Source organism: Ruegeria sp. HKCCD4315 (assembly GCF_013112245.1).
Classification (GTDB): Bacteria; Pseudomonadota; Alphaproteobacteria; order Rhodobacterales; family Rhodobacteraceae; genus Ruegeria.
On record NZ_WVRN01000002.1, the window covers coordinates 1 to 24,352 of the forward strand.

Annotated in this window: 13 protein-coding genes; 7 read left to right on the forward strand and 6 right to left on the reverse strand. The window is 55.0% G+C overall.

Translation table 11 applies throughout. From position 1 onward, the window contains the following. From GS646_RS18065 to GS646_RS18085, 5 genes are all read left to right on the forward strand, one after another. Positions 1-1,308, forward strand: a complete 1,308-nt coding sequence (locus GS646_RS18065; RefSeq protein ID WP_171187202.1) for an AAA family ATPase — start codon at positions 1-3, stop codon at positions 1,306-1,308. Beyond that, on the forward strand, positions 1,305-2,414 hold the full coding sequence (locus GS646_RS18070; protein ID WP_171647983.1) for a ParB N-terminal domain-containing protein: 1,110 nt from the start codon (positions 1,305-1,307) through the stop codon (positions 2,412-2,414). Before GS646_RS18065 ends, GS646_RS18070 begins: the two co-directional genes overlap by 4 nt. A 993-nt stretch (positions 2,415-3,407) precedes the next feature. Beyond that, positions 3,408-4,268, forward strand: a complete 861-nt coding sequence (locus GS646_RS18075) for a LysR family transcriptional regulator (RefSeq protein ID WP_171187206.1) — start codon at positions 3,408-3,410, stop codon at positions 4,266-4,268. 90 nt (positions 4,269-4,358) lie between these two features. Further along, complete coding sequence (gene acdA, locus GS646_RS18080) at positions 4,359-5,594, forward strand: 3-sulfinopropanoyl-CoA desulfinase (protein WP_171187208.1); 1,236 nt, start codon at positions 4,359-4,361, stop codon at positions 5,592-5,594. 120 nt (positions 5,595-5,714) lie between these two features. Then, complete coding sequence (locus GS646_RS18085; protein ID WP_216600472.1) at positions 5,715-7,133, forward strand: tetratricopeptide repeat protein; 1,419 nt, start codon at positions 5,715-5,717, stop codon at positions 7,131-7,133. Positions 7,134-7,490: 357 nt separating this feature from the next. On the opposite strand, the gene GS646_RS18090 is transcribed toward GS646_RS18085, so the two are convergent. Next, on the reverse strand, positions 7,491-9,596 hold the full coding sequence (locus tag GS646_RS18090; protein WP_171647981.1) for a tetratricopeptide repeat-containing sulfotransferase family protein: 2,106 nt from the start codon (positions 9,594-9,596) through the stop codon (positions 7,491-7,493). A gap of 254 nt (positions 9,597-9,850) precedes the next feature. On the opposite strand from GS646_RS18090, the gene GS646_RS23245 reads away from it, so the two are divergent. Then, positions 9,851-13,960 carry an autotransporter domain-containing protein gene (locus GS646_RS23245; protein ID WP_171678558.1) on the forward strand — a complete coding sequence of 1,370 codons (4,110 nt, stop codon included), beginning with the start codon at positions 9,851-9,853 and terminating at the stop codon, positions 13,958-13,960. Between the two features lie 686 nt (positions 13,961-14,646). On the opposite strand, the gene GS646_RS23150 is transcribed toward GS646_RS23245, so the two are convergent. The 4 genes from GS646_RS23150 to GS646_RS18115 all read right to left on the reverse strand — a co-directional run bounded on the left by GS646_RS23150 (position 14,647) and on the right by GS646_RS18115 (position 21,804). Further along, positions 14,647-17,418 carry a calcium-binding protein gene (locus GS646_RS23150; protein ID WP_305848857.1) on the reverse strand — a complete coding sequence of 924 codons (2,772 nt, stop codon included), beginning with the start codon at positions 17,416-17,418 and terminating at the stop codon, positions 14,647-14,649. 311 nt (positions 17,419-17,729) lie between these two features. Beyond that, positions 17,730-18,284, reverse strand: coding sequence for a hypothetical protein (locus GS646_RS18105; RefSeq protein WP_171187216.1), 555 nt, complete (start codon positions 18,282-18,284; stop codon positions 17,730-17,732). A 347-nt stretch (positions 18,285-18,631) separates the two neighbouring features. Then, positions 18,632-19,963, reverse strand: a complete 1,332-nt coding sequence (locus tag GS646_RS18110) for an HlyD family type I secretion periplasmic adaptor subunit (RefSeq protein ID WP_171187218.1) — start codon at positions 19,961-19,963, stop codon at positions 18,632-18,634. A gap of 38 nt (positions 19,964-20,001) precedes the next feature. Next, on the reverse strand, positions 20,002-21,804 hold the full coding sequence (locus GS646_RS18115) for a type I secretion system permease/ATPase (protein ID WP_171187220.1): 1,803 nt from the start codon (positions 21,802-21,804) through the stop codon (positions 20,002-20,004). Positions 21,805-22,067: 263 nt separating this feature from the next. Between GS646_RS18115 and GS646_RS18120 the strand changes: the two genes are divergently transcribed. Then, on the forward strand, positions 22,068-23,462 hold the full coding sequence (locus GS646_RS18120) for a HAMP domain-containing sensor histidine kinase (RefSeq protein ID WP_171187221.1): 1,395 nt from the start codon (positions 22,068-22,070) through the stop codon (positions 23,460-23,462). Here the strand turns inward: GS646_RS18120 and GS646_RS18125 are convergent. Continuing rightward, entirely contained in the window at positions 23,459-24,181 is a 723-nt protein-coding gene (locus tag GS646_RS18125) for a response regulator (RefSeq protein WP_171187223.1), read from the reverse strand. The two genes, GS646_RS18120 and GS646_RS18125, sit on opposite strands and share 4 nt — an antisense overlap. Between the last annotated feature and the right edge of the window lie 171 nt (positions 24,182-24,352).

Below are 24,352 nucleotides of genomic sequence, written 5' to 3' on the forward strand. Positions count from 1 at the left end.
ATGTACACGCACGAAGACCTGAACGCATTGCGTAACCAATCCCTTAAGCTGCAGGGTTGGATCCGCCAGCAGACCTTTAGCCCCGAGATGGAGAAAACACTCCGCCGGTTTTCCAGCTGGGAGGTGTCCGAGCTGATCTTCCGGGTCAATCAATCGACTTTCCGTGGCAAGCTGGCGGCGGATCCTTCGCTGCCTGGTGGCGAGGTCGAGCCCGACGGTCGTCAGCGCTGGTTCAGCCTGGAAGAGGTGAATGAGTTGCGCCGCCGCCTCAAAGTGAACCGCAAGTCCCTCATGCCCCCACGCCCGGAAGGCAAGCGCGCTATTCGTGCAGCCGTCGCCAACTTCAAGGGCGGTGCCGGCAAATCGACCGTGGCGCTGCATCTTGCGCATGCGTCAGCGCTGGACGGGTATCGTGTTCTGGTGGTGGACTTTGACCCGCAAGCGACCTTGAGCCATTCGATGGGCCTGACGGATGTTGCAGAAGACTATACTGTCTGGGGGATCATGGCGCGTGACCTTATCCGCGAGACGGAGCGCATGAACAACCGCCCTGTCGCCGCGCAATCGGGAACCGCCCTGCCCCGCCGCGAGTTGCCGCCAGCAATTACAGATATGGGTCTTGGTGACCTGAGGATCTCTGACTTCATTCGCAAGACGTCCTGGTCCACCATCGATGCGATCCCGTCCTGCGCTAACGCAGCTTTCGTCGAGTTTGCCTCGGCCCAGTACCGGCACCTAAACCCCGAATGGTCATTCTTTGCAGCGGTGTCTCGATACTTGGATCAGATACCCGACGACGCGTATGACCTGATCATTTTCGATTGCCCGCCGGCCATCGGGTATCAGTCGATGAACGCGGTTTTCGCGGCAGACATGCTGTATATCCCTTCAGGCCCCGGATATTGGGAATACGATTCCACCACGTCCTTTATCGGTCAGCTTGCTGAAGCTTTGGAGGATCTGGCCTACGGTTTCGACAAAACCTTACCCACGGGTAAGATCGGCCTGCCAAAAACGTTTTGCGAGTTGCGGTTCCTGCTGACGCGGTACGAGCCTGGTAACGCCCTTCACCTGGCGATGTTTGAGGCTTTCAAGAAAGTCTTTGGTGAGCATGTCGCCGAACATCCGGTCGAGATGACGCGCGCGGTTGAACAGTCCGGCCGCTTTCTCAGTTCTGTATATGAGATGGATTACCGAGAGATGACGCGGGAAACCTGGCGCCGCGCTCGGTCGACTTTTGACAATGTGTATGAGGAATTCCGGGACGTCATGCTGTCGGCCTGGGACAAGCTGGAGGATGAGGCATGAGCCGCAAGCGCAGAATGTTCGATATCGATATACCGGCCATGGACGACATTCCTGTTGGCAAGGTGCCGGACAAAGTTCTGAAAAAGCGACGCGGCCCTATGGCCGCAGCGATTTCAGAAAACGCTGACGCTTTACGGGATCAGCAATCAACAGAAGAAACCATTCGTGCCGAGAACGATGCACTGGCGCATGAACTGGTTCGCTTGAGAAACGAAGGGCTTGTCACAGAGCATGTGGCACTGGCCGACGTTCTAACCGAAAAACTGACACGAGATCGCAAGCCGGGCCCTGACCCTGAGTTGGACGAGCTCAAGGCATCCATTCGCGATATCGGATTGTCCAATCCGATTCGGCTTGAACGTCGTGCGGATGGTCGGTTCGAACTGATTCAAGGGATGCGTCGACTATCCGCATATCGAGCTCTGTTTGAGGAAACCGGCGAAGAGATATATGCGAAGATCCCTGCCGGTATTTCTGAGGCAAGTGAACTCGACAATAGTTATCGGCGGATGGTGGATGAAAACCTGATCCGTAAGGATATCTCATTCGCTGAAATGGGTGCGTTGGCGCGTGCTTATGCTGAAGACCCCGCAAATGATTGTCCCGATGTGGACAAGGCCGTGTCGAAACTTTTCAAGTCAGCAAGCTATACCAAGCGCAGCTACATACGATCTTTTGCCAGTTTGCTGATGATGATGGACAAGGCGCTCATGCATCCGAATGACATTCCGCGCAATGTCGGAGTAGAACTGAAACGAAAGCTCGACGCAACGCCAGGTTTGGTACGACGTGTGACCGACACGTTGTTGAGTGAGCCGGATCGTGATGGTGCTCGGGAAGTTGCGATACTGCGGTCGTTCTTGGAAGAACAAGAGCCTAGTGTAAGCAAGAAGCCGGCAAATGAAGGCAGCAGCAAGCCACGGCGGGCAAAAACGACGTTCCAGGTATCGGGACGGGCAGGGGTCGCAAAATGCTCCGCCTCGAGCGGGCGCATAGAGTTAAAGTACGATTTGGATTTTACGCGGGTGGATCGAAGCAAACTGGAAGAAGCGATTTCGGCTTTCATTGAAGCGCTCCCCGAAGAAGACGATCTTACCCACGGGTAAGATTTCAAGCCACCTTGTTCTCAAAGACGCGGACACCTGTCCGCGTCTTTTTCAGTTGCACAGGTCGCCGTGTTGGTTCCTGTGCCCCGGAAACAGCCAGTCGCAATGGCGCGCAACGGTACAAAATGACACCGCTTCAAAATTCACAGAGGCTGGCATAAACCTTGTGCAAAATTGCGAATGAGGCAGTGGCAACTGGCTTGAACGTTCGTTGTGGTCTGAAGGCTCAAACATGCCCTCTGCAAAGGGACCAGGACCAAGGCACGCGTCACGGAAGAATGGCGCAGTAGATTTGCGGCGCATCATTCGTAGCAAAAGGAAGCAAGCGCTGGAGCGTCACGGTCAACGTCGGGTGGTGAGGGCAGGGGGTAGACACAGGAGAATTCTGTGTAGTCTGACTGTTCGTCGCGAGCGAAACGATGCGTTCGAGATGGTGCTTATAGCTCCGCAAGAACAGTGCGTCGCGCTAGGCTGATCGGGAATTGCTGGCATTGTTTGAACCTCGTGATTTAAGGGAGGGTGACCGGTAGGGCACTGGAAACTGCCGTTCGCGATGTTTAACTCTACGGTGCTGCTATGGGTGAAGCGGATAGGGCGACTAACAAGGGCTTTATGTAATAAGCAAAACGCTCATAAAAAGACCATTAAATTCCTTGCGGTCCTCTACTTTTGATTGTGCCTGGATGTGTTGCAACCTTTAGGAGCGGCCAGAGTCAGCGCCTTACTGGACGCACTTATCCTGCGTTCTCGGAAAACAGCCGAAAACTGGAATTCGTAATGGTGGGGAATTGCCGCGTTCGACCGTGATCTCCTCCAGATCCCGATACAAAAACCGCACTCTAACTCCACTGATGCTTTGCCATCTAAAAAGTTTGCGACTGAACCGCTTCGCAGACTGCCTGAACGGACTTAAAACCTGTCCAATCTGGTCGCCGATTTGTCGTTCAACGAGAAATTGCGAATGCAAAACGAGTTTTGTTAGTCTCTGGTCCTATGAACATCAACCAACTCAGAACCCTTGTCGTCGTCATAGATCAAAAGTCCTTCGCGGCTGCAGGCGAGGTGATTGGCTTGTCTCCCTCGGCTGTCAGTCTGCAAATCAAAGCGATGGAAGATGAGTTAGGGGTTTTGCTTTTTGACCGGATCAAGCGCCCCCCGGTTCCGACGGCGCGGGGGCGAGCCTTGGCGGAACACGCAAAAAAAACGCTGGAGTTGTTTGATACCTCTGCCTCGATTGCTCGTGGAGAGCTCGTTAGGTCGAAACTGGCCATCGGTGCTGTTCCAACGGCTTTGGCCAGTTTCCTGCCAGCTGGGTTGAAGCTGTTGCAATCGACCTATCCCAGACTTCAGATCGAAGTAAAAAACGGTAGTTCATCTGCGCTGGCAGACAGTTTAGCGGACGGGAAAGTAGACGTCGTAATTTGCACCAAACCGGTGAACCCCATCCCAAGTTTGGATTGGCACAGTATTGCCAGCGAGCCATTTGTTGTCGTTGCGCCTGCACATGCCAAGGGGGAAACATGGCAGGACCTGTTACAAGATCATCCTTTCATCTGGTTTAATCGCAAGACATGGGCCGGTCACAGCATCGAAGAAGAATTACGGGCGCAAGGTATTGAGGTGAAACGCGCGATGGAGGTCGACTCGCTGGATGCGATCTCCAACCTGGTTGGCGAGGGGTTGGGCGTGTCCATCGTACCCGTTTGCAAAGGAAGACGCCCGTTTTCGAACCGCTTGCGAACGCTGCCCTTTGGGGACCCTGTGTTCCACCGTGAGATCGGGGCCCTTACAAACTCGGATGGTCGGTCAGATTTTGTGATCGATACCTTCATCGAGGCGCTGCAATCAGCATGAGAAATTCTCATGCAAAAAACAAGAAATAGTAATTAACATAAAAATTACTGTTTCTGTTATGATATACGCAGTATTTAAGGCGTATGCATCATGATCCACGACGCTATTCACCCACGCGGCCCATGTTTCGAATTGTCCGATCGGCAGCGGGACCTGCAGGCCAAGGCACGCCAAATTGCCTGCACGGTGGCAGGCCCGCTTGCCACTGAAACCGACAGGACCGAGCAGTATCCCACACAGGTCGTTCAGGCGCTGACAGAGGCCGGGTTCATGGGGATGGGCGTCCCCAAGGCTCTGGGCGGGCCGGGTCGCAGCTGTTTTGATGTCGCGCTGGTGGTTGAGGAATTGTCTGCGGCATGTGGCGTGTCCGGGCGGATCGCCGTGGAAGGCAATATGGGCGCGGTTGGGGCGATTATAGCCTATGGTACTCAACAGCAGAAACAGAGCGCCGCATCTCATGTGCTGCGTGGTGACAAGCCGGCCATTTGTATCACAGAGCCAGAGGCGGGCAGCGCGGCGACCGATATGACAAGCACCGCCGTTCGGGATGGTGATGCTTGGGTCCTCAATGGCAAGAAACACTGGATCACGGGCGGCGGTATCTCTCAACTGCATCTGATTTTCGCGCGCGTGATCGATGATGGCGTCTTCAAAGGAATTGGCGGCTTTATGGCCTATCTTGGGGAAGACGGGCTGAAAATTGGTGCGCGCGAACCAACACTCGGATTACGCGGTATTCCGGAAACCGAGGTCATTCTGGATAACCTCCGCCTGCCAATGGATCGCCTGATCACCCCGCCCGAGGGGCTGGAACACGGTTTTGCCGGGCTGATGAACGCCTACAACGCGCAACGCGTCGGGGCTGCGACAGTGGCGCTTGGCATTGCACGTGGGGCATATGAGGTTGCTGTTGATTTCGTCAAAAAGCGGCAACAGTTCGGGCGCCCGATTGCTGAGTTTCAGGGATTGCAGTGGATGATCGCCGACATGTCGATGCAGATTGACGCTGCACGGATGATGATCTGGCGCGCCGCTGCCAGCGCTGAAACGCAGACCTCTGGTTTTCCTGATCCAATGCTGGCGGCGCAAGCTAAGGTGTTTGCCTCGGAAATGGCCGTGAAGGTCACCAATGACGCCCTTCAATTGCATGGTGCGCGGGGCTATTCGCGCAACGCGCCCGTCGAGCGGATGTTGCGTGATGCACGCATGTTCACCATTGGCGGAGGCACCGCCCAGATGCTGCGCAATCTGGTGGCGGGCAAAGCGCTGAACATGAAGACGCCGCAGACACGGGGCGGCTATCTTTCGAAGTCAGGCGAGGAATGATCTTTCAGGACCAAGTTCATGAATCTCAGATACGAGATCTCAAGTCAGGTGCTGCAAAAAAGGTTGCATTTGAACGTCAGACATTCACCCTGATTACAGCCGTAGTTGGAGGGAATGCTTATGATGGACGCATCTGAAGAGATTGCCGTGCAAAAGTCCTACTTCGATTGCCGGGGAATTCCCGTTTCATACCCGGATACAAAAGCCATCGAAGGGCTGGAACGCGCAATCGAGATGTCTCTGTCGTTTCGGGGCGATGCGATTGCCGAGATCGATACCGTTCTGGCCGAGCATCCTGATTTTATCATGGGCTGGCTGTTCAAGGCGGGCTGGCTGACGCAATCAATGGAAACGCGAATCTACGGTCTGATGGTCGAAGCGCTGGATCAGGCCGAAAAACGCCTGAGCACTGCCAATGACCGTGAGATCGGTCACTACGAAGCCGTCAAAGCCTGGGTCAACGGCGATTTCTACGGGGCCGTTCAGAAATGGGAGGCCGTGCTGTTCAAATACCCAATGGACCTGCTGGCGATGGAACTGGTCCATTACACCGATGTTCTGCTGGGCGACATTGCCGGGCAGCGCGATGTCGTGGCGCGCGCCTCAACGCTTTGGGATGAAAGTGTTCCTGGTTACGAATTTGTACTGGGTTTTTATGCCTTCGGGCTTGAGGAAAACCGCGATTTCTCGCACGCCGAGGAACTGGCGCGTCAGGCTTTGGCCATTCGCCCGGATCATCCTTATGCGGTGCATGCCGTGGCTCATGTGATGGAAATGCGCGGCCGTCAGTTGGGCGGCGTGCGCTTCATGAACGACCGGGCCAGCCAATGGGGTACGTCCAATTTCGCCAATCACCTTTGGTGGCACACTGCGCTCTATCATCTCGACATCGAACAATATGATCGGGTTTACGAAATCTTCGACACCCATCTGGATTCCCGCCAGAAGGATGGAAACAAATACGAGGAACTCGACGCAGCGGCCTTGTTGTGGCGGATCAATCTCGTCGGGCAGGGTTCAGGGGACCGGTGGAAACACTTGGCCGACAAGTGGGAGCCCGCCGCCCAGGATACGCTTTACGCATTCAACGATGTCCACGCTATGATGACCTTCGTGTCGGATAACCGGGCCGAGGCACAGGACAAGCTTCTGTCGGCCAATGAGCGGTATCTTAAAAAAGCCTCGGACGCCAATGTCGCAATGAGCCGCGAGATTGGGATGCCATTCTGTCTGGCCATGCGGGATTTCAAGAACGAGGACTACGCTGCCTGTGTCGACCGGTTGTTGCCCGTGCGATATATGACCCATCGCTTGGGTGGCTCTTTCGCTCAGCGTGACATTATCGGGTGGACACTGCTGGAAGCAGCCCTTCGCGCAGGCCGGTTTGACCTCGCTCTGGCGCTGGCCAATGAACGAACTGCGTTGAAACCAACTTCTGCGCAGAATTGGCGAGCCGTTGCGCGCGCCTTCAAAGGGTTGGGGGACGCGTCCAACGCTGACCGGGCCACGGCCAAGGCACAGTCTTTGATTCACGTATAGCCCAAGATTGGACCGGCGTAGAACGACGTTGCCTTCCAAGCGCGACACGTTAAAGCCACAGGTCCTGTATCGGTCTGTTTTGCTAACTTCTGTAGTCGGTTTCTCAATCGCTTGAATGGCGACGGATCTACTACAAGACAAAATAGCTCTTCAACAAATCGTGCGGCTGAGTGTGCCTTGATCACACATGGCGGCGGCGTTCTATCCGGTCGCGAAATTCATCGAAAACGCCATCGTCACACGAGCAGCTGTGATTATCGTTCGGGATTGGCGCGAACTCGATTACCCTCAGTTGATCCTTCCTTTGTGTCACGTGCAGCCAGGGGCAAGCGCTAAGTCTGGTTAGCTTGAGTTAAGTTAAACTATCGTACCTTGCTGTTCAGATGTGTCCTTCAACATATCAACCAACGGCAACAAGTGTTCCTCATATTTGCGCCATTTTTCTTTGGACGATGCATAAAGCGGCTGGCGCACCTGCTGAACACTGGCCGTACGCACCCGCCTCTTGGACTTGTGGAAGTCAAGGCACGCATCATGCCAAGGAAGACCGCAATACTCAATCAATCGGCGCGCTTCCGAGTTGATGTCATCAACCAAGGATTCATACCGTAACTCATGGAACGAGCCGGTAGGTAGGGTTTCGCGCCAATGTGTCATGATGCGGGCGTAATTCTTGTAGTATCGGCCAAGCTCAACCAGATCATAACTGTGATATTGGCTACGTTCGAACAGCCGGGTGTAGCAGGACAAGCACGTATCAAATGGGTTACGCACGACGTGAATGATCTTGGCGTTGGGCATGATGCCGTGAATCAGACCGACAAGCTGAAAATTGGCTGGCATCTTGTCGACAATGCGGGACGCATCCGGGGCATGTTGTCTGAGAGCCTCGATATAAGACTCCGCTCTTTTGGTTAGCTTTTCGCCAGGCATGGATTTAACGGCTTGCGGCACGTTGGCGCTGCTATCAGCCAGCCGACCGAAAATGTTCTGCAGATCGTTCAGTTCTCCTGCGCCAAACACGTGGGGATGCGCGTTCAGAATGGATTCCGTCAGGGTTGTCCCTGACCTTGGCATCCCAAGTACAAAGATGGGCTGGTCGCTGGGCACCGCGTACTCTCGCAACCGGTCGATCATGCTAGCGTCGAATGTGTTGATCAGATCATCGGTCAGGCGATCGTTTTCTGACGGATCGTAGTCGATGGTCGAGCGTTTGATTCCTGCGCCGGTCCTGAACTGTTGAAATGCCTCGTCGTGACGTTTTAGCTTTTCGTAGCATTCGCCCAGGGCATAATGAAAAGCTGCCGCCTTCTGAGGCAGCATTGCCGATGCTTCCGGCAGAGCGTTTTCCAGTGCTTGAAAAACAGAATTGTCCGGGGTGATTTTCTCCAGCTTTGACAAAGCAATCATCGCATTCAGTTTATCATTGGCAGTCGTGGCCGCTTGTTCAAAATGCTCGCGGGCGGTGTCAAAATTGCCGCGTTCAATCTCGAGATGCCCTAAAGCCAACCTGCTGGACGACATGTCAGGTTTCAGTTCCAATGCCTGTCGGTAATACCTGATGGCCGCTTCAATATCCCCTAAATTCGCTTTGGCCATGCCAATCTGATGGCACGCCGACGCGTTTTCGTGATCAAGACGCAGCGCTTGTTCAGCCTCGATCAGAGCCAGTTTCGGGTGGTTCTTTTCATACAGAACCTGCGACAACCCCACATAGCTATCTGCCTTTTTGCCGTTCAGAGAAATCGAATTCCGGAACGCGCTTTCCGCTTTGTCCAGATTGTTCTCAAGCAGGAATACCCGGCCAAAGTTTCGGTGCATTTCCGCGTCACGTGGAAAACGCTCAAGCTGAACCTCAGCAACGGCGCGAGCTTCAGAAACATCCTCTTCTTCAATCAGTACCGAGATCAGATTGTTCGCGGTTTCAGCGGAATCAGGGTTGATCTTTAGCGCTTTGCGATAAAACTCCTCGGCCAGCGTCCGGTCGCCATTGTCGCGTGCGATACTGCCCAAATTGTTGATTGCCCGGTCGAACTCTGGGTCAAGGGCCAGGGAGCGCTCTTGCGAGGTCTGCGCCTCAGCGAGATCACCTCGGTCATAGAAGACGAGTCCAAGGTTCGAATGCGCTGCGGCGTTACCCGGAGCCAAGCGAACGGCGCGGGTCCCGACCTCTAAGGCTTGGTCCAGACGCCCGTCACTACGGAGGATTTCGGTGAAATTTGTCAGAAAGGTCACGTTCTCAGGCTGCAAACGAACAGCTTCGGTCATTGCCTTCACTGCGGGCTCAGTTTGACCCGTTTGGAAGGCAATCAAGCCCAACATCTGATGCGCCTGTGCAAATTGGGGGGCTGCGCGAACAATATCCGAAAACAACTGAAAGGCCGGTTTGATTTGACTGCCTTGATAAAGCGCCATGCCTTTCTTAAAGGCTTCCTGAACCGAGATCTGCTTGCCTTGGGTCACGCTGAGAACTCCATTTTGTGACGCTTTAACCGTGCCGGGTTACTTCCCCACCACTGGCGGGAGCCGACTTTTGTTAGAGCAAACCCGAAACCTCGTCCATCCATCGGCAGCTCGCCCGAAGCAACAGCATTTTGTGTGTCTTTCTCGCCACGCCACCAAACTCACGACGAATTTGTTAAAATGCCATACTTACGCCTCACTCGATTTTTACCCACTCACCCTGAACACAAAAAAAGTTCCGAGGGGAGTAATAAGTGAAAAGTGGGAAATTGGGGCGGCACGTGAAAAACCACGTGGCCCGTGGCGGTCGAGTAGTGAAATGGAAAGGGACAGTGGCGAGTATGGCGCCTTCGGTGTTCCTCGCATCGGTTTCGGTGGTTGCGCTGTCCGTGGGGATGACAGCAGCAGATACGATTTCATCGATACAGAACACCAATCTAACGGTCACGACCGACGAAAATCACACCGTTACATCTACAGGCGCCGTCGACCTGACAACAAGCGGTGGCCCGGCCGTTACGATCGACGCAGACTACAGCAGTATTGCAACGAACAACGGCAGGATCTCCGGCCCATCTGTAAGCGCGGCGGTTGGGACCGGCCTGCTGTTGAACGGCGATCTGGCGACCACGGGTCAAATTGTGAACAACGGCACAATTGACATCGACGTAAACAGCACAAGCTTTGCGGCCGCAAGTGGCGTAACGCTGGCCGGACAAACCGATGGCGCGTTTGTCAACACTGGCACCATCAATTCAGATGCTAACGCAGCCTCTAGTAGCGCATCAGCCGTTGGGGTGATGTTTGCCGGTGATGTTGGATCGACTGCACTAATCCGAAACACTGGCACCATATCTGCGACCGCTTCGGGGTCGTCTACTTTTGCAGCTGCAATGGGTTTGGTGTTTGACTTCGACGTCGACACCAACCTCAACAACAGCGGCACGATTCAGGCCACAGCCAGGAACGCATCAACCCTTTCAGCAACCGGTATTCAAATTGATCTGGAGCTGAACGGTAACCTGAACAACTCGGGCACGATCACTGCGACGGCGAACGAAAACGGCAGTTTTGCGCGCGCCGCCGGTGTTCGTATTGGCGATGATGTCACTGGCAATATCAACAACAGTGGCACCGTCACCGCACAGGCCGCTGGCAGTTCGTCTTCGGTCGAAGCGTTTGGATACGATCTCGACGGTGGCCTGACTGGTAATTTCAACAACTCCGGCAGCATCGTCGCTGTCGCGACCGAGGCGTTTTCCGCTCCGTTCCCACCTTTGCCGCCATTCCTGCGCAACCCGGATGCCGCTGCGGTTGTGATCCAAGATACGGTTCAGGGGAATATTAGCACTTCCGGTACGGTGACTGTCAGAGCCACCAATACCAGCACAGGAAGTGCGACGGCTTCGGGCTTCCACCTCAAGGACGACCTGATCGGAGTTTTCTCAAACTCTGGTTCGATTTCAGTATCCGCAACCTCGCCTGACGACGGCGCCGAAGCTTACGGTGTCTATATTAGTAATGACTTGGACGGCGGATTTTCGAATTCCGGTTCAATCACCGTGACAGCGGATTCAGGCGACAACGACGCAGAGGCCTATGGCCTTTATGTTTCCCAGGACGTCAACGGCGATATCTTCAACAGCGGTAGCGTGCAGACACGCGCTGTAAACGGCACAACAGCGACCGCTGCAGGCTTCTACATCAATGGCGATCTCACCGGAAACTTTGACAACTCGGGTTCAATAAACAGCGTCGCCACCAATATTACAGATGACGAAGCCGAGGCTTACGGCCTGTATGTGGATGGCGACGTCACCGGCAACATCGTCAATTCCGGGACGATTTACGCGCAGGGGGATGGATCCTCTTCTGCGACGGTGGCCGGTTTCTACTTCGATTCAAACTTTGACGGAAACTTCACCAACTCCGGTTCCATTACCGCAATTGCGACGGATCAGACCGAAGAGGCTGAGGCTTATGGGCTTTATGTTGACGGCGACGCGACCGGCGACATTGTCAACTCCGGTACGGTTTTAGCACGAGGTGACGGAGAAACTTCGGCTACTGTTGGCGGTTTCTACCTTGACGGGGCTTTGGACGGAAACTTCACCAATTCAGGTTCGATCACCGCGATTGCCACCGATCAGACCGAAGAGGCTGAGGCTTACGGGCTTTATGTCAACGACGACGTGACCGGCAACATCGTCAATTCAGGAACGATTTTCTCGCGCGCCGATGGGTATTCCGAAGCTACTCTGGGCGGCATCTATCTGGACGGCGATTTCACCGGTAACTTCACCAACTCAGGTTCAGTAACGGTTGTCGGAACGGATCAGACGGAGTCTGTCGAAGCGTTCGGTTTCTACGTCAATGACGACATGACCGGGAATATTGCCAACTCCGGTTCCATATCGGTTAACGCTAATGGCGAAACCGATGCTACCGCGGCCGGTATCTACATCGATGGCGCGCTGGCTGGTGACTTCTCGAACTCGGGTGTGATTACAGCAGTCAGCACCGATGTCACCGACGATGCAGACGCCTATGGTTTTTACGTCAATGATGGCATGACCGGTGACATTACCAACTCCGGAACGATCTCGGTTCGCTCCGATGAAGCCTCCGAGGCATATAATGGAGGCATCTTCATCCGAGACGGTTACGACGGCGCATTGTCCAACTCGGGCGTAATCGATGCGGTGAGTGTCTCGATCAGCGAAGACGCAACAGCCCGTGGGGTTTACATCCGTGGGGATACCACAGGCAGTGTGTCCAACAGCGGCAGCATCTCTGTCAGCGCCAATGGTGTCGAGAGAGCGCGCGCGCAGGCCATCCTGTTGTATGACGATGTGACAGCTTCAGTGACCAACACCGGTAACATCAGCGCCACGGTAGAGCTTACAAATCCGACCAGCAGCGCAGCTGCCATCGCTGCGGGCATCTATATCGAGACTATGCAAGGCGGCCTTTCCAACAGCGGCACGATTACCGCAACGGCGTTGGGCGACGGGGCGGATGCCTTTGGTCTTTACCTCGAAGACATGCAGGGAACCCTTGCCAGCAGCGGTGAGATATCTGCAACGGCCTCTGGTGCAGATGGGGATGCGCTTGGGATCTACATCGAGAACTTCGATGGGGTGATAACAGACATCGGAACGGTTTCGGCTTTGTCTGAAAATGGCGACGCATATGCGATCTATCTGGAGGGCGGTACCGGTACGCTGAACGTCGATACCGAGGATCGGGTGACCGGTACCATCCGGGTTGCGGCTCATGACGTTAACCTCGACGCGCGCGGCGGCAGCAATGTGTTCTTCTTCGAAGACGCTGCCACGGACAGCGGAACCTTTACGACGACCGTGTCCGATGACAGGTCGGCCTGGTACGTTGAAGGCGAAGGCGGATCAAACCCGGTCTATGCAAGCGTCGACTCCGCGGATGTTTTCACATCGGGTGATGTCATCGCAACATACGGTGGGGTGGTTGGCAATGCCGGGCAAGCGTTGGGTTACAGTGCTCCGGCTCAGGTATCGCGAGGCCTGCCCTTCGCAGGCGGATCTTTAAATGCGTTCCGCCCTTATGTGATGGTCGACGCACAAGCGAAACGGTTCGAGCAATCTGACACCACGGACACGGATGTAGACATCCTGAACGGCAGTTTCGGTTTCGCAGGGCAGTTGGAAAATGGGACAGCTTTGGCCTTTGGCATTGGCGTGTTCACAGCCGATGGGGACAGCGACACAACTTCGTTCGACACAGATGCTGTTTACCTAAGCTTTGCCGCTGGCCGCCAGTTCGGTGCCTACACGGTAGAAGCAGATATTGGGGTTGGTTTCTTGTCGAATGACAAAACAAGGGAAATTAACGGCAGCCCTGACGCAAATGGAGACTACGACTCCACTCTCTATACGGTGAACCTAGGTATCGAACGTTCATTCGACTTGCAAAACCAGTTCGATCTCCTGGGCTTTGGCAACGTTCGCTACACTCGGCAAGAAGACGATGGCTATACTGAAACCGGCTCACTCGCAAATGCAACGATAGGCGACGCGACAACTGAGGTGATCGAAGCCAAATTGGGCGTCGAGGCCAAAAAAGCCGTGACCAAAGGCGGAGCCATAATCGGTCAACTCAGCGGTGTGGTACGTCGCGATCTGGGCGATTCATCTGCTAATGTTACCGTGTTTTCAAGCAGCAACACGCTTGTATTCCCCAGTACCGACTTCACCGGAGGCAGTGTCCTGGTCGGCTATGAACATGACTTTGCATCCGGCCTGAAACTGGAAGTAAACGCGGAACAGGAGATTGGTGACGACGCTCAGGGACCGTTTGTAAAAGCCGGTATCAAGTGGTCGTTTTGACCCCTTGCAAACAATGGAAGGCAGCCATCCGGCTGCCTTCTCAAACCTGCATCAATCTCCGGCAAGTCCCATGTTTAAATAGGAACGTCAGAAAGTCGATCTGATTGGTGTCTCGACGACTTGGGAAAAGGACGATGTTCAAAGACTTGGTCACCGTGACTTTGCCGATTCAGTCCCCATTGCGGACATTCCCAATGTGCATGGTGCCTCAGATCTTTCATAGTCAACTCAGCCCAACAACGTTGTCATTATCGCTCGTGTCCCAAGGGCTAGCCGAGGAAGAAGTCCCCAACTTCGCCACCTGCACATTGGTTCAATAGCCAATCCTGAATGCCCCCGCGTCATAGCGATCTCGGTCCTAGCCGGACTCAAACGCGCGTAAGGCGTAAGTTTCAGATTCAATTAACGAATTAGTCTAAGCAAATAGCGGACGTTCTTTGTTCGCGCGCAAGGAACATTGCCTGGGATCAAGGCGTAGCTTAGGACATTGGCAAGCAGTTGAACCGTTTGTGCGATTGCTCGCGGCAATTGGCGCGGCGCAGAAAACAACTTGGGCTGATTTTCAAAGACGTAGGTGTCAGCAGTCTGACTCAAACGTGACGGAAGGCTTTGGTTTACGTCCCGCTGGAGCAAAAAAAACCCAGCCGGTGGAAACCGGCTGGGGCGTTTGCAAAAACAGTCAGAGATCAGAGACCCCAGTCCTGCGATTGCTGTACGGTCAGCTCGTTGACCTGCTGCATGATGTCATATTCGCTGTGCACATTTTGGACAGTGACAATCCCTTGGCCATTGGCACTGATATGGCAGTTGCCGTTTGAGAAGTTGAACTGCAACTGATCCAGCGAAGACAAACCCAAGCCTTCCAGATCAAAGACGATCGCGTCGTCCGCTTCAAAGTCTCTGATGCGAGGCGTGGCATTTGGCGAACCCGGGCCGGTGAATACAAAGGTATCGCTGCCTTCGCCACCTGTCAGACTCACCAGACCGGCTTTCGTTGACTGGTCGGCGTCCAGGATGATCACGTCATCACCAGCACCGCCATCGGCGTTGGCAATCAATGCACCCTTGCGGATCATGATGATGTCGTCGCCATCGCCGCCGTTCAGGTTAGCAGCCTGATTATGTGCTCCGCCAATGATATAGTCGTCACCGCCCCCACCATTCAGGGTCACCATACCGCTGCCGTCGTCACCGACCATATAGTCCCAGCTATAGGTCCCATCGACGTTTGGAACAGTGTCATCAACTTGGACATCGATCCGGTTGCCATATTTCTCGAACCACGCAAGCGTGTTCGAACCAAACGCAGGTTCGTAGACAATTTCATTGCCCTGAAGGCTGCGCAAATCGACGTAGGACGGATCAAATCCGTTCCCGTCATCGTCATAACGCACGATGTCTTCACCGGTCGTTTTGCTGAACAGCACGATCTGACCGTTTTCGATGCGGTGATCCAGATCGAACCAGCCGCTCATCCCATAGGCATCCATGTCGATCTCGATACGGTCGCCTTCGTTGGCGTCGAAATCGGTGATCGTGTTTTCGCCACCGTTCAGAACGAAGGTGTCTTTACCCTGGCCGCCGGTCAAAGTGTCTTTACCCTTGCCCGAAACCAAAGTGTCGTTGCCTTCTCCGCCATCCAGGATGTCGTTTCCATCCATCCCGTTCAGGACGTTGTCGCCGCTATCGCCGATCAGATGGTCATCGAACTGGCTGCCAATGACGTTTTCCACCTCGTAGACATAGTCGCGCCACTTGTCGCTTGTTTTACCGTCATATTCGACACCGTTCACCTCAAAGTAGCTTTTGCCGTCTTCTTTGCGCATGTCCACGGTGACACCGCTGCTGGCATCCAGATACGCGATAGTATCGTCGCCGCCGCCGCCGTATATGTGGTTAAAGCCGGATCCGGCGATGAAAAGGTCGTCACCGCCAAAGCCCCAAAAGCTGTCATCGCCGGCTTTGCTTTCCTCACCGTCTTGGCCGAACCGGTTGTATCCCATCAGGATGTCGCCGTAATCCGTACCAAAGAGGTAGTCAGCGTTGGCTTTCCCATAGATCTCGGTTCCGCCATAAGCGCCCAGCATCAGGAACTTACCGCTGCCCAAACCGTCAAGCGACCCGTTTGGCAAATCAAACGACTGGCCCGACTGCATGTCGACACCGTCTTTGTCGATGAAAAGCGCGGTTTCGACGACCTGCTTTGCCCAAGCCTGACGGATGGAGAGATCATCCCAGTTCAAGCTTGAAGGGAAAGAGCTTTTCAGTTGGTCCCAGTAGATGACAGCGATCAGCTTGGGTGTGTCTGTCGATTCATCGTAGATCCGGAACGCCTGCTCCTTTGGCAGACCTTCATGCTTGAAGGTGATGTCGTCGAAGTTGTGCTCGGTCAATGGAACGATGATCGTATCCTGTGTCGGATCGAAATCACGCACATGCGTGGCATTGCCATCTTGGAACTCGCCACCGGCTTGACCGCCCATATTTGAAAGCGCTTCTCCCAATCCGAAGAACATACTCACCAAGCCGCCCATCGGTCCGGGCAAGATGGCACCAGCGGCCGCACCCATGCCTGTCCACAATCCGTCGGCCATGTAATCCGTAAAGTCTTTGCCGTCGTTTGTAGGGGCATTGGCATCGCCAAGCACGAAGGTGTCGAAGCCGGAGCCGCCCCACAACTGGTCATGACCGGCCTGGCCATCCCTATTGCCGGAATACAGCCAGTCATTATCGGCACCACCATACAGCGTATCTACGCCGGTTCCACCCAACAGAATGTCGTTGCCGGTGCCGCCATAGATTGTGTCGTCATCATCACCGCCATCGATATAGTCATTACCTGACCCACCGCTCAATATGTCGTTTCCAGCGCGGCCATAGATCGTGTCATCTCCACCCATGCCAAAGATTTTGTCGTCGTGCTTGTATGCGCCGTTGCGATGCGTGTCCGCGCCGTAGATCACATTGTCTTTGTCATTCCCGATCACCCCGGCTTCGACCCGATAGACGATGTCTTTTTTGCCGCCTTTCTTGTGGTCGAAGTGGTGCCAGATGTTATTGGTGAAGTTCGTCTCGTTCTCACCCAACCATTTAACGCCGCCGGCGATGACCTTTTCGGTCACGTCGATCCGGCTCCAGTTGTGGGGATATTCTTGCCAATTCAAGGACCAATACTCATGATCATAGCCGTGGAAGTGCATCTGATCGGGCGTCATCCCAATCTCGGTATCAATTTCATTGACCATGCGCGGCGGCAGAACGTCATCGGACGAGTCCGCCACGACCTTGGGCAAGGCTGATGCCTCGGGGCCAGCAAGCGAAACCTGCCCGGAAGACTCCAGCGGTTCACCGCTCGTCTTCACCGAGAGAAGCTCCTCGCTTTGTTCTTCGATGATATCATCTGTTTTGACCACACCCTTCGTAAAAGGCTGGTGGTTGGTTTTGTTTGCATGTTTCATCTTCTTTCTCCTCACTATTCTGGATGCTTGGCACACGGAAATCGGGCCAATTCTCATCGCAGATCATAAGGAAGATGTGGTCGTTCGCGGGTGCGATCTCAACGCGGAAATGACGCGTAAACTGTTACAAAGTATGACAAAAAAGAAATCACTACGGCTTGAAATGCACTATCCGGCTGGTGCCGTTTCGGGCTCCAGCCGGTGGAATACTTGGCTTTCCTTTTGGTTGCCCGAGCGCCTGTTTCCATAGAAACTAAAGCGCTCGGAGTTTGGTTTTGCAGCGATAGAGGATCGCTACTTTCTCGCTGCATTCAAACGACCAGATCAACAAAGAAGCTGTCGGTCGGAACGATTTCGCACAGCGGCGGAGGTGTCGTTGCCGACAGTTCCATTTCATCCTGCGGAACCTCTGTACCGCATCTCGGATCAGGCATGATCGGGGACACAGCGGTCAGGTCTTCAGCTTCGCCAGCAGGAACTGCGCCATACGGCAGCGGAGCCACCGCGATCAGGTCTTCGCCTGCACCAGCAGGAACCGCACCATAGGGCAGCGGTGCGACTGCAATCAGGTCCTCACCGTCCTGAGGCACCTCAGTGCCGCAGCGGGGATCAGGCATGATCGGGGCGACTGCCGTCAGGTCTTCGCCTTCACCGGCAGGCACCGCGCCATATGGCAGAGGGGTCACAGCGACCAGCTCTTCGATGGGATCGGCAACCAGCGGATCAGCTGGCAGCGGGGTTACTGCGGTCAGATCCTCACCATCCTGGGGCACCGGGGTGCCGCAACGTGGATCAGGCATGATCGGGGTCACAGCGATGACGTCATCGGCTGCAATTTCGAAGGTTGTATGTGTCTTGGTAGTCATTGGTATTCTCCTCATTAAAGTTGGTACTTGGCACCCAAAAATCAGTTGGAAACGTCCTCCTCGGGTATACAAACAAGGTGGTGGTCCCACCCGTTTCTTTCAACGCGAATTCACGGCGTAAATTGTTACAAAGTATGACAAAAATCTCTGAGGAAGCGGTGATTTTTCTGCTCTGAAGCCTCGGTAGCCCCCGCCAAATTCGCTGATGTATTTCGCTAAAATGTCCGGCACAAAAGAGTGCCTTCGGAGATACGCAAATTGAAAAAACCAGCGCCAATTCTGACGCTGGTCTCGTTGTGCTGTCACGTCTTGAAACGTGTAAGCAAGTTGTGACTTCGGGCCGCAGATCAAACCTCCCGGAAAGTTGTCCGGATCTGTTTGCTGAGCGGATCGACAAGGTACTGGAACAGTGTCCGCTCGCCAGTCTCGATATACACTTCTGCGGGCATGCCGGGCAGCAAACTCAGCTGAAGATCAGACAGAGTTTCCACCGCGCCTTCGTCCAAGGCCACACGTGCTTCGTAGAATGACATTCCAGTCACTGGATCCGTTTTCAGATCGGCCGAGACAAACTGGACATTGCCATCAAACCTCGGGGCGATGTGTTGGTCGAACGCTGAGATCACGACCGTAGCGGCCTGACCAACCGAAACATTGTTGATATCCTGCGGCATGACACTTGCCGTGACCACGAGCCCGTCGTTTTCCGGCACGATCTGCATCAGGGTCTCGCCCGGCGCAACAACGCCCCCTACGGTATGCACACCCAGTTCATGGATGACACCATCTGCCGGTGCCCGGATTTCAACGCGCGCCAGTTGCAGTTCGGCGGCGGCCCGGCGTTCCTTCAGACCATCAAGCTCAACCTCGAGCGCAGAAATCTCGTGCATCACCTGCTCGCGAAAGGTTTTTTCCAGCTGAAGAATGTTGATCCTGGTTTCGCTGATACGCCCACGCGCAACTGCAATCCTTGAGGTCAACCCACCGCTGTTTCCCAACAAACCACTGCGTTGGCGTTTCAGCGATGTAATCCGGTTCGCTGGTGTCAGGCCCTTCTCAAAGAGTTGGGTCAGCCCCTCTAGTTCGCTATCAATCAGGTCGATCTCTTCAAGGGAGGCCTCATATTGTGCCTCAAGACCCGCGATTTCCTGTTCTGTCTGGGTGATCCGTTCTTCGAATGCTGCAACTTCAACCTCCCGGGACAGACGGCGGGCGTCCATGACGGCACGCTGGGTCTCCAGAGCGCGCTGTACTTTCGGATCATCCGTACGCACGGCGAGTTCTTCAGACAGTTCGATCTCGTTCAAACCGTCGCGTTCGGAAATCAGACGCGACAACTGGGCTTCAACCGCGATCAGACGGTCATCGACGAGCACCTGACTGCCTAACAAGAGCTTGTCGTCGAGCGTCAGAACGACATCACCGGCGGCGACCCGATCTCCGTTGCTGACATGGATTCCACCAACAATGCCGCCATCGGGATGTTGAACGGCTCGCAGGTCCGAGGAGACTACGACGTTTCCGCCGGTCACCACTGCGCCAGACATGCGGGCTGTTGCGGCCCAGCCGCCAAAGCCGATCGCCAGTGCCGCAATTGCGGCAAGGCCAAAGCCGATGGACTTCCACGACCGGTCAACGAAAGCTTCGGTTTGGGTGTTGGGTTTTGTATCGGTATTCATAACTTCCTCCATTTAATTGGCTGCAGTGCAGGGCTGGATTAGCTCGCAGCAGCGACAGGGGTTTCGTTAGTTGTGTGTTGTGTCGGTTGAGTCTGGCTTTTTGCCACCTGAGCCGGTTGCTGCTCGGCAGGACGGGCCTGTGCGGCAGCGGCCTGATTGCGTTGACGCAGACGCTCCATCACTTCGGCGCTGGGGCCAAAATCACTGGCGCGGCCGTCGTCCATAATCAGGACTTTGTCGACAGACCCGAGCACGCTGGCCCGATGTGCGATGACGATCACAATCGCACCGCGCGCTTTGGCAGCCCGGATCGCATGATTCAGGGCAGCTTCGCCCTGGGCATCCAGGTTTGAATTGGGTTCATCCAGAACCACCAGGAACGGATTGCCATAAAGTGCGCGGGCCAGTGCAATGCGCTGACGCTGACCACCGGACAGGGCGGCACCACGCTCACCTACCGCTGTTGCGTAGCCGTCTTTAAAGCTTGCGATCAGTTCGTGCACACCGGCGGCTTTCGCGGCGGCGACGACCATCTCATCTTTTGCTTCCGGATCGAAGCGCGCGATGTTCTGGGCAATCGTGCCGTCAAACAGCTCAACATCTTGCGGCAGAAAGCCGATCTGCGGGCCGAGCTCTTCGGGCAGGTACTGATCAATCGGCACGCCGTCGAGGCTGATGCTCCCTTTCGCTGCAGACCACGCGCCAACCAATGTGCGGGCCAGGGTCGATTTACCACTGCCGGTCGAACCGATCACAGCAAGTGCTTCTCCGGCCTTCATGTCGAAACCGACGCCTTTGAGAACAGCCGATGTCACCATAGGCGGCGCGGCAATCAGACCATTCACGGTCAGAGATTTCTCGGCGCTGGGCAGCGAAATTCTGGCATCGTCTTTTTCGCTGGACAGAGTGTCCTTCAACTGTGCCCAGGCCTGACGCGCGGCCACCAGACTGCGCCAGCTTCCGACAAGCGTTTCAATCGGCTGCAAGCCACGAGACATGATGACAGAAGCTGCAACAATCGAACCTGCCGAGATTTGCCCGTGGATGGCCAAATAGGCCGCAACAGCAAGAACACCGGACTGAAGGGCCAGACGGAACACCTTGGTGAAACTGCCCGAGACACCAACCGTGTTGGCGGCCTTGGCACTTGCGCCCAGATGAAGGTCATTAATGTCCTGCCATGACTTACCAAGATTGGCCTGCATTCCCATGGCGCGAACCATCTCGGAATTGCGGCGGCTTGCTTCGGCCAAACGGCTGCGTTTGCCAGCATGTTGCGCCTGAACACAGGCCGCAGCCCGCACCTTGATGTCGGTCACGACGGCGATCACCAGCAAGGCGATAGCGCCAATAACGCCAACCAGGCCGAGCCAGAAGTGCATCGCAAAAACCAGACCCAGGTAGACCGGGATCCAGGGCAAATCAAACAGCGCCCCAGCACCCTGACCAGACAGGAAGCCACGGATTTTTTCGACATCCTGAATGGCGGCAGCAGGATTTCCGGATGTGCGATGAAGCGAAGGTTCAGCCAGCGAACAGTTGAATGCTGTTTTTGACAGCCTTTGTTCGAAACGATGACCCATGGCGACAAGTACGCGGGTGCGCGCGCCGTCAATCAGGGCCATGAAAAGGTACAGACCGGCGACAAGCGTGCTGAGGGCCACGAGCGTATTCACGCTCTGGCTGGACATCACGCGGTCATAGATCTGCAGCATGAAAATCGGGCCGGTCAGCATCAGCAGGTTAACGGCACCGCTGAACACGCCGGTGGCAATCAGATTTCCTCGCAAAGCGCGGCGAGCGCCTGCGAGTTGCGGGTGAACGGACGAATGCGAATTCATAACGGGCCTCCAAAAAGTGTGTCTGTGGGAAATACGTGGGAGCCCGCACCGAACGCCCCAAGGTTTTGTCACACTTTGATTCAATTGGCTTTTCTGCCCTCAGCGGGACGGAATGGATTAACCGCACACTCAGTGATGTTCTGGACCCGGGCCAAAACCTTTCGCATCAGCTGCTGCACCACAGATGCAATTTCCGCTTGGGAAAGCAGCAGAAATTGAACTAGCGTCCAAACTAAGGGGATGGGACAAGGAGCCTTCGCGCGATGCGCTGGAATGATCTGACACTTCGAACACAGGTTATGAGCATCGTTCTTATCAGCTGGGCGATTGTCGGCGTGTTTTCGGTTGTCACCGACGTGGTCCAAATCCGCAGTTCACGCGCTGAAGAGATCCGAAATCGGGGCGATGCCTTTCTTGCTCAGGTGGTTTCAACCCTGGCCCGCGTACCGCCCGACGACCGCGTCGAAGCAGCGCTTGGTTTCTTTCCTGCGGAATGGAGCGTCAGAGTGGGCACGCAGGATGCAGCAACTGCACTGAAAAATGGCCGCCAACGCCCGAACATGGCGGACTGGCTGGCGGCGCGGCTGGAACACCGAGGGATAGCCGTCGCGGACCTGTCCGTGGCGGAGACGGTCATTGACGCCAGAGAAGATCAGAGCGCGCTGTTGCAACTGTTCAAGAGCCACGCGGGCGAACCCCTTGACGCAAAAAGCGTTGACGCGTTTCTGGTAAGCGTTTTCTCGGTCCGACTTGAGGATGACGAGGATTGGTTGAACTGCTATTTGCTGATGCAAAACAAGAGCATCGCGCCTTTGGTCGTTGTTGGGTCCATCGACAGTCTGGTTGCACTGACTCTGCTCTGTATTCTTGCGTTCCTTATCCAGAAAGTCATGCGTCCGCTGAGCGCTATGGCCGTCAATGCCGAGTTGATTGGTCGAGGTGAAGAGGTCGGCCCGCTGATCGAGACAGGGGCCATCGACATTCGCCATACGATCATCGCGTTCAACCGGATGGAAGCCCGGATTGTTCTGGCGCTCGAATACAAGACCACCTTGCTCCGCAGCCTTGGGCATGACCTGAAAGGACCGATTGCCCGGATGCACGACACCATCGAGAAACTGGAGCCGACGGCCCCAAAAGAGCAGCTTCTTAATCGGTTGAATACCCTCAGTGAAATTGTGAACTCTGTCACTGACCTCAATCGCGAAACGCACCACGACGGAGATCTTGTGCGATTGGATCTGCGCTCATTGATCGAAGCTCTGGTGGAAGAGCAGGTTGATGCCGGCCGCGACGTGACCTACACCATCGAGCAATCTGCCATAGTGAATGGGCGTCACAATGCGCTCACCCGTGTTCTGAGAAATCTACTGGAGAACGCGGTCAAATATGGCGGTCGTACAAATGTTACTCTGACCAGAGTAGACGACATGGCCGCCATTCGCATCGACGATGAAGGGCCAGGGATCCCAGTCGAGCAGTTAGAGACTGCGTTCGAGCCATTCCAAAGGCTTGGCGCTGAGGGACCCGGCAGTGGGCTTGGACTGGCGATTGTCAGAACCATTGTTGTTGATCAGGGCGGCACGGTATCCTTGGAAAACCGCCCTGGCGGGGGCCTGAGGGCGAGCGTCTTCCTGCCAATTGACAAACACAATTAGCCAGGTCGAAATATGTAACCTTGCCCCCAGACAGTGCGGATATGTTCGGGGTTGGCTGGATCGCTTTCGATCTTGGACCGCAATCGTTTGATCAAAGCATCAACGCTGCGATCGCCCGCGCCCCCGTGCTGCCTTGTGCGCGCGACCGCCAGAAGGTCTTCGCGTGTGCAAAGAACATCTGAGTTCTCGACGAAAAAGCGCATGACGCGCGCTTCACTCGAAGTCAGGGTGATCACGCGCCCATCGTCGTGTTTGAGGTGTCGCTCATTCTCCACCAATTCCCAGGGGCCAAACCGAGTTAGACGTTTTTGAGTTTTCTGGCCCGTTTGCCGACGTCTCATAAGTGCCCGAATACGCGCCAAAAGTTCAAGGTCATTAAAAGGTTTGATAATGTAGTCGTCTGCGCCCAGTTCCAGTAACGAAATGCGTTCGGCATCGTCGTCAACCGAACTGATCATGATGATCCCGGCATCAAGACGCGAGGCTATCTCTCGGCACAGCACCTTCCCGCTTGTTCCGGGCATGACGAGATCCAACAGAAAAAGATCAAAATCCTCGGTTTCTATCTTTTCCCGGGCCGCCGGAACATTTGGAACGTGATCAATCTGGTAGCCTTTGTGTCGCAGGAAAACACAAACGTTTTCGGCAAATTCCACATCGTCGTCACAGATTAATATCCGTTCATCGATAGCGCTGGACCCACCCGCGGCCTCGTTCATTCTTTACGCTCCTAAAGAGAAGTTTCTGCTGAGATAACAGCATCGGGCATCGCACAGTGTCAACGACGCAGCCAACGAGCGTTGCAAGGGCTTCTGTAGCTTCGGTGTCGGTTTGACCTGACAAGTGGCTTCCGGAGCCGTAGTATTTTGTCATTTGGCAACCGGTATCGC